We start from the raw sequence: 15,466 nt of genomic DNA, 5'->3' as shown, positions 1-15,466 counted from the left end.
GGTCCTACAACCAACTTCTTTTTGATTTATCCAACTACCGCTTCAGCGATTTCTTCACGGCTAATACCAGCAAAATAGCGTGTGATATCAATGGTTTCTAGCGCCTTAAGGACGTCTTCGCGTTCGTATTTCACCCCACGAAGGACATCTTCTACTGCAGCAACGTCTTCAATACCAAAGAAGTCACCATAGATCTTGATGTCTTGGATTTTTGATTCAAGGACGTTGGCAAAAACTTCAACCTTACCACTGGTAAATTTTGTTCCACGACGAACGTTAAATTCAGGTGATTTACCGTAGTTCCAGTCCCAAGTTCCAAACTTGGTATCCTTGATACGGTTAATTTCAGCCAATTCTTGTTCAGAAAAAACATATTCAGTCATCTCTGGGTACTCTTTTTTCATGTATTCCAAGAGTAAGTCACGGAATTCTTCGACTGTGATTTTTTCTGGTAGTTCATTGATAATATTGGTTACACGAGCACGAACGGATTTCACACCTTTTGACTCAAATTTGTCCTTTGAAACCTTGAGGGCATTTGCGAGGACTGACAAATCAACGTCAAAGAGCAAGCAACCGTGGTGCATGATACGGCCATTGATATAGGCTTGTGCATTGCCACAGAATTTCTTACCATCAATCTCAAGGTCATTACGACCTGTGAACTCAGCTTTAACCCCAAGTTGAGCTAGGGTATTGATAACTGGAGTTGAGAAGCTCTTAAAGTCAAAAGCCTTGTTTTCATCTTCTTTTGAAATAATCGTGTAGTTGAGGTTATTTAAATCGTGGTAAACAGCTCCACCACCGCTGATACGGCGGACCACCTCAATACCATTTTCTCGAACATAATCACGGTTGATTTCTTCGATAGTATTCTGATGACGCCCGACAATGATAGATGGCTTGTTAATCCAAAGTAGGAAGATTTGATCCTCATCTAGTAAGTGTTTAAAGGCATATTCTTCCAAGGCGATATTAAATGCAGTGTCGTTTGAATGATTGATAATATATTTCATGATATCCCTTTATACGATAGAGACTGGAAATAAGCTTCCAGTCTAATCTATCTTTCTTTTATTTTTTTTTAGGTGAATGAATGGCCATTCCTAGAACATCCGCAAATGCTTCGTACATCACTTCAGAGTAGGTTGGGTGTCCGTGGATAGTCTTCAACATTTCTTCAACAGTAATTTCCATTTCGATGATGCTTGACGCTTCATTGATCAACTCTGCAGCTGCAGGACCGATAATATGAACACCAAGGATTTCTCCGTATTTCTTATCTGCAATGACTTTAACAAATCCTTGAGCTGCATCTGATGCAATTGCACGACCGTTAGCTGCAAAGTTGAATTTACCGATGGCAACATCGTATTTCTCACGGGCTTGTTCTTCTGTCAAACCTACTGCTGCTACTTCAGGAAGAGTATAGATGGCTGCAGGAGTCAAGTTCAACTTGGCAACAGCATGATTTCCTTTAAGAGCATTTTCAGCAGCAATTTCACCCATACGGAAAGCTGCGTGAGCCAACATCTTAGTACCATTAATATCACCTGGTGCGTAGATACCTGGAACAGAAGTTTCCATGTATTCGTTGACCTTGATACGACCACGATCCAATTCAAACTCAACCTCTCCAATACCTTCAAGATCCGGCACACGACCGATTGAAAGAAGAGCTTTACTTGCGATGATATCGTCTTTTCCTTCAACCTTGATACGAAGTTGACCATTTTCCTCGATGATTTCTTGCAGTTTTGTACCAGTTAAGATGGTCATTCCTTTACGTTCCAAAATCAAGCGAAGATTTTTAGAAACTTCAGCATCCATAGCTGGCACGATACGGTCCATCATTTCGATAACAGTTACCTTTGAACCAAATGTCATGAAGGCCTGACCAAGTTCGATACCAACAACTCCACCACCGATGATAACAAGGCTTTCTGGCACTTCATTCATTTCAAGAATGTCATCACTAGTCATGACAAGTGGAGATTCCATACCAGGGACGTTGATTTTGCTGACTTTTGAACCACCAGCAAGGATAATTTTCTTGGTTTCAAGTAATTCAGTACCGTTTACCAAGACATTCTTGTCTTTAGTAATAGTACCAATACCTTTATGTACAGTAACTCCATAACTACGAAGAAGACCTGCAACCCCACCTACCAAGGTATTAACAACCTTAGACTTGGTTTCAAGGAGTTTGTCCATATCTACAGTGAAGTTTGGATTTTCGATTACGATACCACGGTTTGCGGCATGACCGATATTTTCGATAATTTCAGCGTTATGAAGGTAGGTCTTGGTTGGAATACATCCACGGTTTAAGCAGGTTCCACCAAGTTCAGATTTCTCAACAAGGGCAACCTTACCGCCGAGTTGGGCAGCTTTAATGGCTGCAACATAACCAGCAGGACCTCCACCAATCACAACGATATCAAAGGCATCATCGCTCTTACCATCATCGTTTGAGGCATTTGCTGTAGGTGCTGGGCTAGCTTCTGGTGCTGCTGCTCCAGCTGTTGGGATGTTTTCCCCTTCTTCACCAAGGTAACCGATAACTTCCGTTACAGGGACTGTTTCCCCATCTCCTTTGAGGATAGCAATCAAGTAACCATCTTCTTCGGCTTCCAATTCCATGCTGACTTTATCAGTCATGATTTCCAAAAGGATTTCTCCTTCTTTTACAAATTCTCCGACTTTTTTATTCCATTGGACGATTTGTCCTTCTGTCATATCAACGCCGGCTTTTGGCATAATTACTTCTAAGGCCATGTCTTCCTTCCTTTATCTATATCTTAAAAATGAATACTCTTGCTCTTAAATCAACATTGAGATTGGATTTTCAATCAATTCTTTCAAGTCTTTCATAAACTTAGCACCAGCCATACCATCTACGACACGGTGGTCAATTGTTAAACCAAGACTCATGATTGGGCGAATCACAATTTCACCATTGACGACAACTGGCTTCTCGATTGTCGAGCTCACACCAAGGATAGCTGAGTTTGGTTGGTTGATGATAGGACCAAAGGACTGAACGCCAAACATTCCCAAGTTACTGATTGTGAATGTTGAATTTTGAAGTTCACTTGGAGCCAATTTGCCATCCAAGGTACGGCCAATAACATCCTTGAAGGCTACAACCAACTCTGAAAGAGTCATCTTCTCAGCATTGTAAACAACAGGTGTCATCAATCCATTATCCATCCCAACTGCCATCGCAAGGTTGACATAGTTGTGAGTGATAATGGTCTTGCCATCTTCTGTCAATGAAGCGTTGATGTATGGGTGTTTCATAAGTGTCTTAACAACTGCAAGTGAAAGAAGGTCTGTTACAGTAGTTTTTTTACCAGTTGCTTCCATGATTGGTTCAAGAACCTTCTTACGAAGAGCCAACATTTCAGTCATATCAACTTCATAGTTGAGAGTGAAGGTTGGTGCAGTTAGGTAAGATTCAACCATACGTTGGGCAATAACCTTACGCATTGGTGTCATTGGGATACGTTCAATTTCACCGTATGGTGTTACGTTATCAGGGACTTCTTCCACTTTTTCAATCTGAGCAGGAGACTTGATGGTGTCGTTTTCAATATTTTCAGGAAGCAAGGCCAAAACATCCTTCTTCATGATTTTACCACGATGACCAGTTCCTTGGATTTCCTGCCAAGCAATGTTATGTTCGAGGGCAATTCGTTTTGCAAGTGGCGAAATGCGAACCACATTTGTGTCTTTATAAGTTTCCACGTCTTCTTTGTGGACACGACCGTTTGCACCTGAGCCAGAAACGTCGTAGAGGTTGATCCCTAGATCATTCGCTAACTTTCTAGCCGCAGGAGTCGCTCTTAGCTTGTCATCAGCCATGACCTCTCCAATTCTATACTAAGATATTAAGGACGAAGAGGGCAATGAAAAAATAGGAGATTGACGATGTGTTCGATGAACACAAGGAAATCTATCTTTTTTTCGCAGACCTCCGTCCGAATTCAATTACATGATACAAAGGGCGTAAAAAGCGACTGAAAAATAGGAAATCGACGATGGCTTCGATGAAGCCAAGGAGATTTATCTTTTTTCCGAGCTTTTAGCCCGTGTTCAACTCTACAAGTAACTTGGACACGGAACGTATCTCAAGTTACTACGGTTGCCGCTATCAGGCGGTCAACCTAGTAGACTTACTAAGTCGTTCGTCGAATATTATCGATTCGACTCCCTCCTGTCGCAACTTTGCAAGTAACTTGGATACGTAATGCATCTCAAGTTGCTACGGTTGCCGCTATCAGGCGGCCAACCTTGTAGACTGACTAAATCTTTCATCGGTTATTATCGAACCAACTCTTCTTGTGACAGGATACGATTTTTACATAATTTATCTTATGTGATCCTATTCTTTGTTATAGGTTTTACGGATGGCATCTTTGATGCTTTCAACTGTTGGAATCATTGCATTTTCTAGGTTTTGTGCATAAGGCATCGGCACATCTTCTCCTGCACAGCGGCGGATTGGTGCATCTAGATAGTCAAATGCTTCTGATTCTGAAATAATTGCTGAAATCTCTCCGATATAGCCACTTGTTTTGTGGGCATCGTTTACCAGAACAACCTTACCAGTCTTCTTAACTGAGTTAATGATGATATCCTTATCAAGCGGAACAAGGGTACGTGGGTCAACAATTTCAACTGAAATGCCTTCTTCTGCTAATTCTTCAGCAGCTTGAACCACACGGCGAAGCATTTTTCCATAAGTAACCACTGTTACATCTGTACCTTCACGTTTGATTTCGCCGACTCCAAGTGGAATCGTGTAGTCTGGATCAACTGGTACTTCCCCTTTTTGGTTAAATTCTGACTTGTACTCAAGAATAATAACTGGGTTGTTATCACGGATAGAAGACTTGAGCAGTCCTTTCATGTCAGCAGGTGTACCTGGAGCCACAACCTTAAGTCCAGGAATATGAGTAAACCAAGACTCTAGTGATTGCGAGTGCTGGGCTGCAGAACCAACTCCGTTACCTGCTGCACAACGAACAGTCATTGGAACCTGGCCTTTACCACCAAACATGTAACGTGTTTTAGCTGCTTGGTTGACGATATTGTCCATGGCAATAACCGAGAAGTCCATGAAGGTCATATCAACGATTGGACGAAGTCCTGTCATGGCTGCTCCGGCTGCTGCTCCAGAGATGGCAGCTTCAGAAATAGGACAGTCACGAACACGTTCTGGACCAAATTCTTCAAGCATTCCAACAGAAGTTCCGAAGTCTCCTCCGAAGACACCGACGTCTTCTCCCATCAAGAACACATTTTCATCGCGACGCATTTCCTCAGACATAGCAAGGATAATGGTGTCACGGAAGGACATTGTTTTTGTTTCCATTTTATCTCTTTCTCCTTAGTCTGCGTAAATATCTTCAAAGGCTGATTCAAGCGGTGGGAATGGACTTTCTTCTGCAAATTTAACAGAAGCTTCTACTGCTTCCTTGACTTGCGTTTGGATTTCTTCCAATTCTTCGGCACTTGCAATAGTGTTTTCAATGAGGTACTTGCGAAGGTTTTCGATTGGGTCTTTTTGTTTCCACAATTCCACTTCTTCGCGGGTACGATATTTACCAGGGTCAGATGATGAATGACCAAGCCAGCGATAAGTTACACTTTCAATCAAGACTGGACCATTGCCACCACGAACATGATCTACAGCTTTCTTAAATCCTTCATAGACATCTATGACATTGTTACCGTCTTCGATGAACATTCCAGGAATTCCATAAGCAGCGCTACGTTGATGGATATGCTTCACATTAGTCATTTTCTTGATATCCGCAGAGATACCGTAACCGTTGTTAATGCAATAGAAAATGACTGGCAGGTTCCAGATAGAAGCCATATTTACTGCTTCGTGGAAAACACCTTCGTTGGTCGCACCATCTCCAAAGAAGCAGACAACGATTTTTCCAGTATGTTGCATTTGCTGACTGAGGGCTGCACCAACAGCGATTCCCATACCACCACCTACGATACCATTGGCACCAAGGTTACCAGCATCAAGGTCAGCGATATGCATAGAACCACCTTTACCTTTACAGGTTCCAGTATATTTACCGAGGATTTCAGCCATCATTCCGTTGAGGTCAATTCCTTTGGCAATAGCTTGTCCGTGACCACGGTGGTTTGAGGTAATTAGATCATCTGGATTGAGAGCCAACATAGCACCCACGTTAGCCGCCTCTTCTCCAACAGAAAAGTGCGTCATTCCTGGCACTTTCCCTTTCTTTACTAATTGCGCAATTTTTAAGTCCATACGACGGATTTCTTCCATCTTACGGAACATCTCTAGCAAAAGATTTTTATCTAAAGTTGACATCTTCTTGCCTTTCTAAGTTTCTTCTTACCTTACTATTTTACCGTTTTTGGCAAATACTGTCAAAGTTTTTCTAAAAGAAATTTCACAAAATAAAAAAGAAAACCCCGTAAAAACAAGGAATTTTCTTATCAAGAATATTTTTTCACAAACTTTTTAGCGTTTGGATTTTGCTAAAGATTCAAATCTCTTCATAATCACAGTTAAACGCCAACGGTAGAGCGCTCCACTCACAATCAAACTAATAATCAAGCCAATCCAGTAAGAATAAGCTCCAAAATCTGTTAGGGAATCAAATACAATAGCCACTGGGATTGCTACGCCCCAATAACCAACCAAACCAAGGTAAAAAGGAATAACGGTATCCTTATACCCCCGTAAAATTCCCTGAAGCGGTGCCGCAAAGGTATCTGCTAACTGGAAAAAAAGACTATAAGTCAAAAAGCGCGCTGTCAAATTGATAAATTCTGGGTCGTTACCATAAAGACTGGCCACATTTCCTCTAAAAATGTAAAGGAAAGTTAAGGTGAAGGCCGCAAAAATGAGGGCAGTCCATCTTCCTAAACCAATATAGGTTTTCGCATCATCAAATCGCTTAGCTCCCACTTCATAAGACACGACAATGGCCATAGCCGATGAGATACTCATAGGAAAGGCGTACATGAGACTTGAAAAGTTCATAGCTGACTGGTGACTAGCAATAATCAAGGACGAGAACTTAGCCATAATCAAGCCAACCACGGAAAAGATAGCCACTTCCGCAAAGACAGTTCCTCCAATGGGCAGACCTAAGCGAACCCCTTCCTTGATTTTATCCATATTAAGTGGAATGCGTTTCTCAAGATGTAAGGCTTTGAGTTTCTCCTGCTTAAATAAAACCAGAACAGAAATCCCCAGCAAGACCCAATAAGCCAAAGAAGTTCCTAATCCAGAGCCAGCACCTCCCAGTTCTGGAACACCAAAGGCCCCGTAAATCAAAAGATAGTTAAATCCACTATTGAGAGGAAGTAACAAAAGCATGAGATACATGGACAGTTTGGTCAACCCTAGAGAATCCAGCAAGGAACGAATGACACTAAAGAGCAACAAGGGGATAATTCCGATAGATAGAAACCAAAGATAGCGAACCGCTACTGCTGCTACTGATACTTCTAAGCCAATATGATTCAAGATTGGTGGTGCCAAGAAAAGTACCATCCCCAGCAAGAGCACAGATAGACCCAAGGCCAGATAGATAAACTGGTAAAAATCAGATGCAACTTCTTCCTTTTTGCCTCGACCAAGATGGTGACCAATAATGGGTACTAAAGCTGACACAATCCCTGTCAGGAAGGTAAAGAAAGGATTCCAGATACTGGTTGCCATAGACACACCAGCCAAGTCCATGGTGTTGTATTGGCCAGTCATAGTCGTATCAACAAAGGATGCAGAATAATTGGCAAATTGATAAATCAGTATAGGGAAAAATATCTTTAAAAATAAGATAAACTTGTCTTTAAAATGACGGGTTTGGTACATATAAGCTCTCTATTCTTTTGGTTTACAGAGCAGACTCCCACCTAGTTTTGATAGACGATTTGTCCCTTACAGATGGTATATTTAACCTGCCCTTTTAAGGTTTCACCGATGAATGGTGAATTAGCTGCTTTCGAAGCAAAATGGGAGTCCACAAGGCGGTCAGCCTTAGCATCAAAAATAGTGATGTCCGCTGGACCATTCTCAGCCAAGTAACCTGCTTCAAAGTTGTAAAGCTTGGATGGGTTGTATGTCATTTTTTCAAGTAATTCCATCAAGCTCAGCTCCCCAGCTTCCACCAAATAAGTTAAACCGAGAGAAAGAGATGTTTCCAAACCAGTCATACCAGATGGCGCTTTGGTAATATCCTCAACGTTTTTCTCATCTGCATGATGAGGCGCGTGGTCAGTTGCGATAACTGTGATGATGCCTGATTTAAGACCTTCAATAACAGCACGACGGTCTGATTCCAAACGAAGTGCCGGATTCATCTTAGCATTGCTACCTTGTGTCAAAAGAAGTGCTTCGGTCTTAGAAAAATGCTGTGGCGCTACTTCTGCTGTGACTTGCGCACCCAAACCTTGAGCAAACTCAACTACTTTAACACTTTCTTCCTTAGATAAATGCTGGATGTGAACATGGGCCTTAGTTGCATAGGCAATCATGACATCACGCGCCATCATAGCATACTCAGCCACCCCAGTCGCACCGCAAATATGGAAATGTTCTTTAGCAATGTTTTCATTAAATCCAAGAACACCGTTCAATCCTGGATCTTCCTCATGAAGGCTAATAAAGGTATTAAGCTTTTTGGCTTTCTCCATAGCTTCTTTTACAACTTTACTGCTTTCAAGTGGAATACCATCATCTGAAAATCCAACTGCTCCAGCTTCTAAGAGTGCCTTAAAGTCTGTCAAATCTTGCCCATTAAAATTTTTAGTAATGGTCGCAACCGTCTTGACATTAATCTTCTCTTTGGCAGCTGACTGGAGAACTTCTTGCAAAGTCTCCACGTCTGAAATGGTTGGACTAGTATTAGCCATCATGACAACCGTTGTAAAACCACCTGCAGCGGCTGCTAGGGCACCAGTATGGATGTCTTCCTTGTGGGTCTGACCAGGTTCACGGAAATGAACATGGATATCAACCAAGCCAGGAGCAACTACAAGACCAGTAGCATCAATCATTTCTGCTCCTTCTTCTTTGATTTCAGGCGCAATTTTGATAATCTTTCCATCTTCAACCAAAACATCACACACTTGATCCAAACCAGACTTGGGATCCATTACACGACCATTTTTGATTAGTAGCATCTGCTTTCTCCTTTATTCATAGAAATCGACTTGGGTATCCAACAATTTATCCCCATCATACACAAACTTGGCTGAAAAGAAGGGTTTATCCTCTAAAAGCCACTCAACAAAGGTATGGTCACCTTCCCAAGTAGGCTTACTCAAAACCTCGTCATAGGGAACCCATTCCAGCGTCCCCTCGTTGCAATCAATCAATTCACCTTCAAACTCTGTCACTTTAAAAACATAGGTGTACCAGTCTAAATCTGGTGTAAATTCAGGAAATGTGATAACACCTTTTAGAACTGGCTTAGCTTTCAGTCCTGTTTCTTCGAGGATTTCACGTGTCGCGCATTCCTGAGGCGTCTCTCCACGCTCTAGTTTACCACCCACACCAATCCATTTCCCTTCATGGACATCATTGGGCTTCTTATTACGGTGGAGCATGAGCAGTTCTTTTCCGTTATCAATGTAGCAAATCGTCGCTAACTGAGGCATATTTTCTCCTTATCTAAGCCAATTGATTGGCTCTTGTCCTGTCTCTTTTAAGAATGTATTGGCCTTGGAAAAAGGCTTGGAACCCCAAAATCCTCTATAAACTGACAAAGGACTGGGATGGGCTGATTCGATAATCAAGTGGTGAGGATTGGTAACCAAGGCCTTCTTCTTGCGTGCATAAGCTCCCCAGAGTACAAAAACTACTGGCCTGTCTAGATTATTGACAACCTGAATCACAGCATCCGTAAAAGGCTCCCAAATCTGCCCAGCATGACCATTGGCCTGTCCAGCAGGAACAGTCAAGCAAGCATTAAGAAGCAAGACTCCTTGCTCAGCCCATGCTGTCAAATCATGGGATTTCTTAACGCCAAGATCATCTGACAATTCTTTCAAGATATTTTGTAAGGATGGCGGAGCTGGGATAGAGTCAGGTACAGAAAAACTCAAACCCTGCGCTTGACCTGGCCCGTGATAGGGATCTTGCCCTAGAATCACCACCTTAACGTCTTCTAGCGGTGTTGTCACTAGAGCCTGAAAAACCTTTTCCTTGGGTGGATAAACAGTCCCCTGAGCATAGACCTGCTCCATAAACTGATTGATTTTCCCGAAATAACCTTCAGGTAATTGCTCCTTAATCAAAGCATGCCAAGACGAGTGTTCCATAGCCAACTCCTTCGTTTTTACTGCCTCTATTATAGCAAAAAGTGGCTATGGAAACCACTTTTTACAGTTTATCTAAATAATCCAGCAAGTCTTGATAAGAATGGACTTCGTAGGTTGGCTGGGCTTGTGTATGATTTTCGAGGTGATGAGGGTTGTACCAGATAGTATCGATACCAACATTATTGCCACCTTGGATATCGGCGGTTAGAGAATCTCCAATCATCAGCGCCTTTTCTTTGCTGAAGCCTGTAATCTGCTGACCAATCTTTTCATAAAAGAGAGCATCAGGCTTTTGAGTTTGCAATTGTTCAGAGATAAAGACTTGATTGAAATAAGGTGCTAGACCAGATTGAGCCAAACGCCCTGTCTGAATAGCAGTTATTCCATTTGTCGCAGCATACAAGTCATAATCACGATCGATGAGACTGTCCAAAAGTTCATGAGCACCCGAAAGAGTTTGTCCCTGCTGAGCGAGGTAAAATTGGTAACGCTGGGCTAGAAAACTACCGTCTTTTTCCTGTCCAAAATTAGAAAATAAACGAGAAAAGCGCGTGTTAACCAGCTCTTGTTTACTAATTTTCTTTTGCTCCAAGTCTTTCCAGAGAGCCTTGTTCATAGGAACATAATAGTCTTTATAAGCCTGAAGATCTGTAACTCCTTCTTCTTTTAGGAGTTGCGTCAAAGCCACATCCTCAGCAGCATCAAAATCAAGCAAGGTGTGGTCGAGATCGAAAAGTAGAAATTTGTAGGACAATTTGGTGTTTTCCTTTCTGAGTGAGAAAAAGTCGCTAATATTTATTTGGGAAATATTCTTTTCCCAACTGCCATAAATACTGATCAATCTCTTTAAGATTAAATTCGTCTAATCCGTAGTATTCTCTAAAAGCAATAATTATATTTTTAAATTTTTGATAATCTTTTAGATCTGCATTCTTAAATTTAGAAAATTTATCTGTTTTTCTAAAGTATTTCAATACCTTTTCTACATAGCTATCATAAATAGGGTATTCTTTAGGATTATGATGGGAACAGTATTTGGTAGAAAAAGAATAGAACTTTCTAGTTACTCCATTGATAGTGACATTCTGAATTTCATTGACTAAAGTTACATCACCTTGTCTCAATCTCTCGTCAATTTTAAGACTCAGAATATGCTCTGCAACTGGATAAACTGAAAAAATATTTGTACTATAAAAATCATTCAACGTAGCAACCTTTAATAAGATGTCAGAAATTTCTTCGTTACTTGGTAACAGCTCAAAAAATAATTTATCTAAAGCATCTTCTTGCAACTTATAATTTTTAAGATTTTTCCACGTTTTCAAGTATTTTTCTACTTCACTGGCTGACGGTTTAGAAATAACAATATCTGATTTCTGTTTTCTATTGTAGTTTATTTGCATATCTATCTCACTCCAAGTAGTTATTCAAAAAATTTGATAGATTAATTATACCCTAACAGCCTAGACAGCAGTACAAATTAACGCAAATTTATAAACAAACGCAAACAATTGCGGTTTCTACCGTGATTGTTATTTTAATTCATCTAGAAAGGTAGGATATCAATTTTATCAATATTTTTTTCTGAAATCTTCCGCAATTGCATCTTGAACAAGGCGTTTTATATGACGAAGATTATTTTCTTCTGAAAAACTCAGAATTTTTTTCATTAATTCGTCGCTAATTTCATAGGTAGTATTTTTGATAGAATTTAACTTATCCACCAGACTATCTGCTTGTTCTTGGATGAATAAGCGTTTTTCATCCAAGTTAGGAATCTGAAAATCGCTAAGTAAATCAAACCGAGACCTTAGGGAAGCTGGAATATATTGCAGATAGTGCTGAGAAGTCATATTGGAAGTAAAGACAATAGTATAACCATTTAGATTATGAGCGATGCCACGCCTATCTGTAAATTTACCGTCTTCTAGTAGTTCATAAAAAAAATTAAACACGGCTGGTGTCGCCTTTTCAAATTCATCAATCAAAATAATTTTAGATTTGGATGAATTAATTTTTCTAATCAGTTCGCCACCCTCATCGCTTCCAACGTATCCGAGCGGAGAACCTATTAAACTATTCAACACCCCTTCTGTCGAGTAATTTCCAAAATTAATTTTGGTAAGCTCTTCATCTGGATAGAGTGACTTTGATAAAATCTTAGCAAATTCTGTTTTACCTATTCCAGATTCACCAATCAGAAACACGGAAAAAATCTTCCGGACTCCTATTCTTTCGAGAAGTATAAAGTTTTCATACTTCTGTATAAAATCTTCCTTAAATAAATCATGACCAATTAGGTTGCTAGCAACCTCCTGTATTTTATTGCTAAACTCAGTATCACTACTATCTTTCGTTTCGTCGTCAGAATTAAAATTTTGAACTTCTGGATTAGCAAAATTTTTGTTTATCTCTTCATCTTCAAATAGAAGTGGCAACTCTTTCAGTACACTTTCGTATTTTAACTTATTTAGCCAAAAAATAAAGGAGTTAGACACTCTACTTAGCGAAAAGAAAACTCGACCTATATACTGACTATTGTAGGCGTTTAAATTCATCAAGGCTGATAAATCTATGACCAATCCATCTACAGCATCAATCTCCTCGCATATATCTTCTATTTCACTCAAATTAGTGAAATCGTAAGATAGAATACGAGTGATATCAATCCTTTTACTTTCCAAGAAATGTTCTTTTAAATCATCTATTCTTGTAACATCATATAAATAAATCACGACTCACTCTCCACATTGATTTTTTGAACAACAGCAATCACATCTATCAAATGATATGTTCCATTTAACTTTTCATAGTTGAAATCTATTTCGAATTCCGACCCAGATTCATCGCTCTTTTCAGATGATGAGGATTTTGGGATAATATCTTTTACATTGTTCGTCACGTTATTTTTCTTGGTTTGCTTACTCATAAACTCTAAAAATTTTGTTGACATGGTATCAACTTCAGAAAAATTAATCTTACCTCTATCTATTCCGACTAAGTTAAGTTTTCCAAGTTGAAAATCACTATGTCTATACCCATTCTCAAAACCTTCAACTTCTCCATAGGGGAAACGAATCAAGAATTTTTCATTACCTTGTTTGAAACTATAATCAATCGTGTAGTCAGTCAAGAAAGTAGAAAGTAGGTTTGACATATTTAACTCAATTCCCTCCGTACTGGGATTGTCCAACTTGCTAGCCTGTAACACTTGCAATATAAGTGGAATATCTTGTGCATTTACGGGATTAAGAGTTACACTGTCAAATTTTATTAAATCTCCTTGCTCTATGTTCTCAGCTTGAAAATTTTTGGACATTTCATAGACTTTTCTAAAAATCGTAGATTTAGTGCTTTTAACTTCGAAACTTTCACTAATTTTACTTTCCGTAGTTAATTCGTTGCTATTTCCATATCCTGAATACAAACCATTTCTCGTTCCAATTTCAAAAAAGTTTTTGTGACTTGTTGTACTGCTATTTTCCTTCTGAATAGTTGTCTTGACAGTATCATCAATTAAGGTAGCAATTTCATAAGACTTAGCCGAATTGAGATATACTAAGTTGAAATAGTCTATGTTTGACTGAGAATTATCTGCTGCTGTATTAATTTTATTGATAGAGTCTATCCGCCAACTCCCAGAAATCAATATTGCACTAGCCATTAGTAATACATTTAAGTCGATATTGGCTATAGTAATTAGATAATCCAACGCGGGCTGGAGCAGTACATATAATATAGTTACAAATAGAAATTCATCCTTCTTTTTATTTCTTAAAAAGTAAAAGGACAATATTGTCACTACAGCAATAATCATCTTATGTCCAGAATACGGTTGTAATATATTAATTTTAAACAACCAACAAATGATTGTATATGCAACCAATGTATAGCTAATTATTCTACGATAATTTACACCTAGGAAAAAATTTTTTACCACTAAACACCTCTAGCTTTCTTAATCTTATATTTATAAATCATTACAAAAATAGCAGAAATAATTTTTTATAATTCGATTATACCACAAGCCCAGAGATCAGTTTTAAAAAAAAATATACTTATACCTCGATCAATATAACATCCTGAGATGTGTTCTATATTTGTATTGAGCTAAATTCCTTAAAATCAGCAACACTCTTCCAATCAACAAGTCGATTTTTTAAAAGAAAGAAACAAAAGCAAAAGGCTAGGACTGCTGTAAGCTCCCCCAAACAGAGGGATACCAACTCTTTTCTAACTTTCTCTTTTTGTATTTTCATCATCACACCCATCAATCTATCATCCTAAATCAGAAAAAACCATTCGAACCAGTTTATCATCAACATTTCTCAGAATTAAGGCATTCTAAGAATCGAATAGTTCATTCTGCTTCAATATCAATGCAATTCTAAACTTAGAATTACATTAAAATAAATGTTTTCGCACTCTTCTAAGCCATTGATTGCCTTAAATGTTAATTTTTGAAGGATTCTAAAGTTAGAATTGCTCAAAGACAAGGAAAAAAAGCTATTCGAAACTTAGAAAAACCTTTGGTGAATTTCAATAGCACTTCAACTAGCTACTCTTACAATTTCTCTGATGAGCTTTGAGTTTTTTCAGAGCCCAATCATAATGACTGGAGGTGCTACTGATAAAGTAGGAACCTAGACTTGTCCCTCCTGTCCACTTATAGACACCTTTGGTAAAGAGTTCGTCATTGCTAAAAACTTCTATCAACTCTAAAACCTCTTTATGCGATTGCTCTAATAGTCTAGTCGCTTCTTCTAAAGAAGTTTTCTGGTGCTTCTTCCAAAAAGCGTCATTCATTTGTCCATAAGTTTTCCAATTATAAGACTCAGGGAGAAAAGGTCTTTCGTGACCTTCTTGATTAGAATGTACCCAAGTCAAAAGTAACTGATGCCATTCATAAAGATGAATCAAGACGTCCCTCAGATTCTTATCCCTTTTCCAGTGCGCTTCCCTTTTCTTTTGGTCTCTTGAAAAATCAAAAGGAGTCTGCAACTCTTCTTCGCTTAGATTAGAGATGAAGAGCTTGAGATTTACATAATTCTCCTTAGAAGCTAGCACCAGCTCCTCTTTTGTTTTTGGTCTAGGCATAGAAGTTCTCACTTCATATTGCGAGTTATTATAAGAATTC

14 protein-coding genes are annotated in these 15,466 nt (G+C 39.2%); all 14 read right to left on the bottom strand.

The window, feature by feature from the left end:
* Positions 1-26: 26 nt before the first annotated feature.
* Positions 27-1,016 (bottom strand): lipoate--protein ligase, encoded by a 990-nt coding sequence (locus D7D54_RS02505; RefSeq protein ID WP_120718760.1) that lies wholly within the window; start codon positions 1,014-1,016, stop codon positions 27-29.
* A gap of 58 nt (positions 1,017-1,074) precedes the next feature.
* Complete coding sequence (gene lpdA / locus D7D54_RS02500; RefSeq protein ID WP_120718759.1) at positions 1,075-2,778, bottom strand: dihydrolipoyl dehydrogenase; 1,704 nt, start codon at positions 2,776-2,778, stop codon at positions 1,075-1,077.
* Between the two features lie 45 nt (positions 2,779-2,823).
* A complete protein-coding gene (locus D7D54_RS02495) occupies positions 2,824-3,867 on the bottom strand; it encodes a dihydrolipoamide acetyltransferase (protein ID WP_120718758.1) in 1,044 nt (347 codons plus the stop codon).
* A gap of 520 nt (positions 3,868-4,387) precedes the next feature.
* Positions 4,388-5,380, bottom strand: a complete 993-nt coding sequence (locus D7D54_RS02490) for an alpha-ketoacid dehydrogenase subunit beta (protein ID WP_000448714.1) — start codon at positions 5,378-5,380, stop codon at positions 4,388-4,390.
* A 15-nt stretch (positions 5,381-5,395) separates the two neighbouring features.
* On the bottom strand, positions 5,396-6,364 hold the full coding sequence (locus D7D54_RS02485) for a thiamine pyrophosphate-dependent dehydrogenase E1 component subunit alpha (protein ID WP_020903336.1): 969 nt from the start codon (positions 6,362-6,364) through the stop codon (positions 5,396-5,398).
* Between the two features lie 153 nt (positions 6,365-6,517).
* Entirely contained in the window at positions 6,518-7,879 is a 1,362-nt protein-coding gene (pdrM, locus tag D7D54_RS02480) for a sodium-coupled multidrug efflux MATE transporter PdrM (protein WP_120718757.1), read from the bottom strand.
* Positions 7,880-7,920: 41 nt separating this feature from the next.
* Positions 7,921-9,189 (bottom strand): dihydroorotase, encoded by a 1,269-nt coding sequence (locus tag D7D54_RS02475; protein WP_120718756.1) that lies wholly within the window; start codon positions 9,187-9,189, stop codon positions 7,921-7,923.
* Between the two features lie 12 nt (positions 9,190-9,201).
* The gene (locus D7D54_RS02470) at positions 9,202-9,666 is read right to left on the bottom strand and encodes an NUDIX hydrolase (RefSeq protein ID WP_016465828.1); all 465 of its coding nucleotides are present in this window, start codon (positions 9,664-9,666) and stop codon (positions 9,202-9,204) included.
* A gap of 9 nt (positions 9,667-9,675) precedes the next feature.
* Positions 9,676-10,329, bottom strand: a complete 654-nt coding sequence (locus D7D54_RS02465) for a uracil-DNA glycosylase (RefSeq protein ID WP_120718755.1) — start codon at positions 10,327-10,329, stop codon at positions 9,676-9,678.
* A gap of 61 nt (positions 10,330-10,390) precedes the next feature.
* On the bottom strand, positions 10,391-11,083 hold the full coding sequence (pynA, locus tag D7D54_RS02460; RefSeq protein ID WP_120718754.1) for a pyrimidine 5'-nucleotidase PynA: 693 nt from the start codon (positions 11,081-11,083) through the stop codon (positions 10,391-10,393).
* Positions 11,084-11,117: 34 nt separating this feature from the next.
* Complete coding sequence (locus tag D7D54_RS02455) at positions 11,118-11,732, bottom strand: hypothetical protein (RefSeq protein WP_020901386.1); 615 nt, start codon at positions 11,730-11,732, stop codon at positions 11,118-11,120.
* 168 nt (positions 11,733-11,900) lie between these two features.
* Entirely contained in the window at positions 11,901-13,064 is a 1,164-nt protein-coding gene (locus D7D54_RS02450) for an AAA family ATPase (protein WP_020901387.1), read from the bottom strand.
* Positions 13,061-14,146 (bottom strand): hypothetical protein, encoded by a 1,086-nt coding sequence (locus tag D7D54_RS02445; protein ID WP_084863433.1) that lies wholly within the window; start codon positions 14,144-14,146, stop codon positions 13,061-13,063. The genes D7D54_RS02450 and D7D54_RS02445 overlap by 4 nt, the downstream gene beginning before the upstream one ends.
* A 737-nt stretch (positions 14,147-14,883) precedes the next feature.
* The gene (locus tag D7D54_RS02440) at positions 14,884-15,426 is read right to left on the bottom strand and encodes a ClbS/DfsB family four-helix bundle protein (RefSeq protein ID WP_020901391.1); all 543 of its coding nucleotides are present in this window, start codon (positions 15,424-15,426) and stop codon (positions 14,884-14,886) included.
* Positions 15,427-15,466 lie beyond the last annotated feature (40 nt).

Source organism: Streptococcus chosunensis, from assembly GCF_003626515.1.
Lineage (GTDB): Bacteria > Bacillota > Bacilli > Lactobacillales > Streptococcaceae > Streptococcus > Streptococcus chosunensis.
The sequence above is the reverse complement of the archived record's forward strand: the minus strand, read 5'-3'. Positions and strand labels throughout refer to the sequence as shown.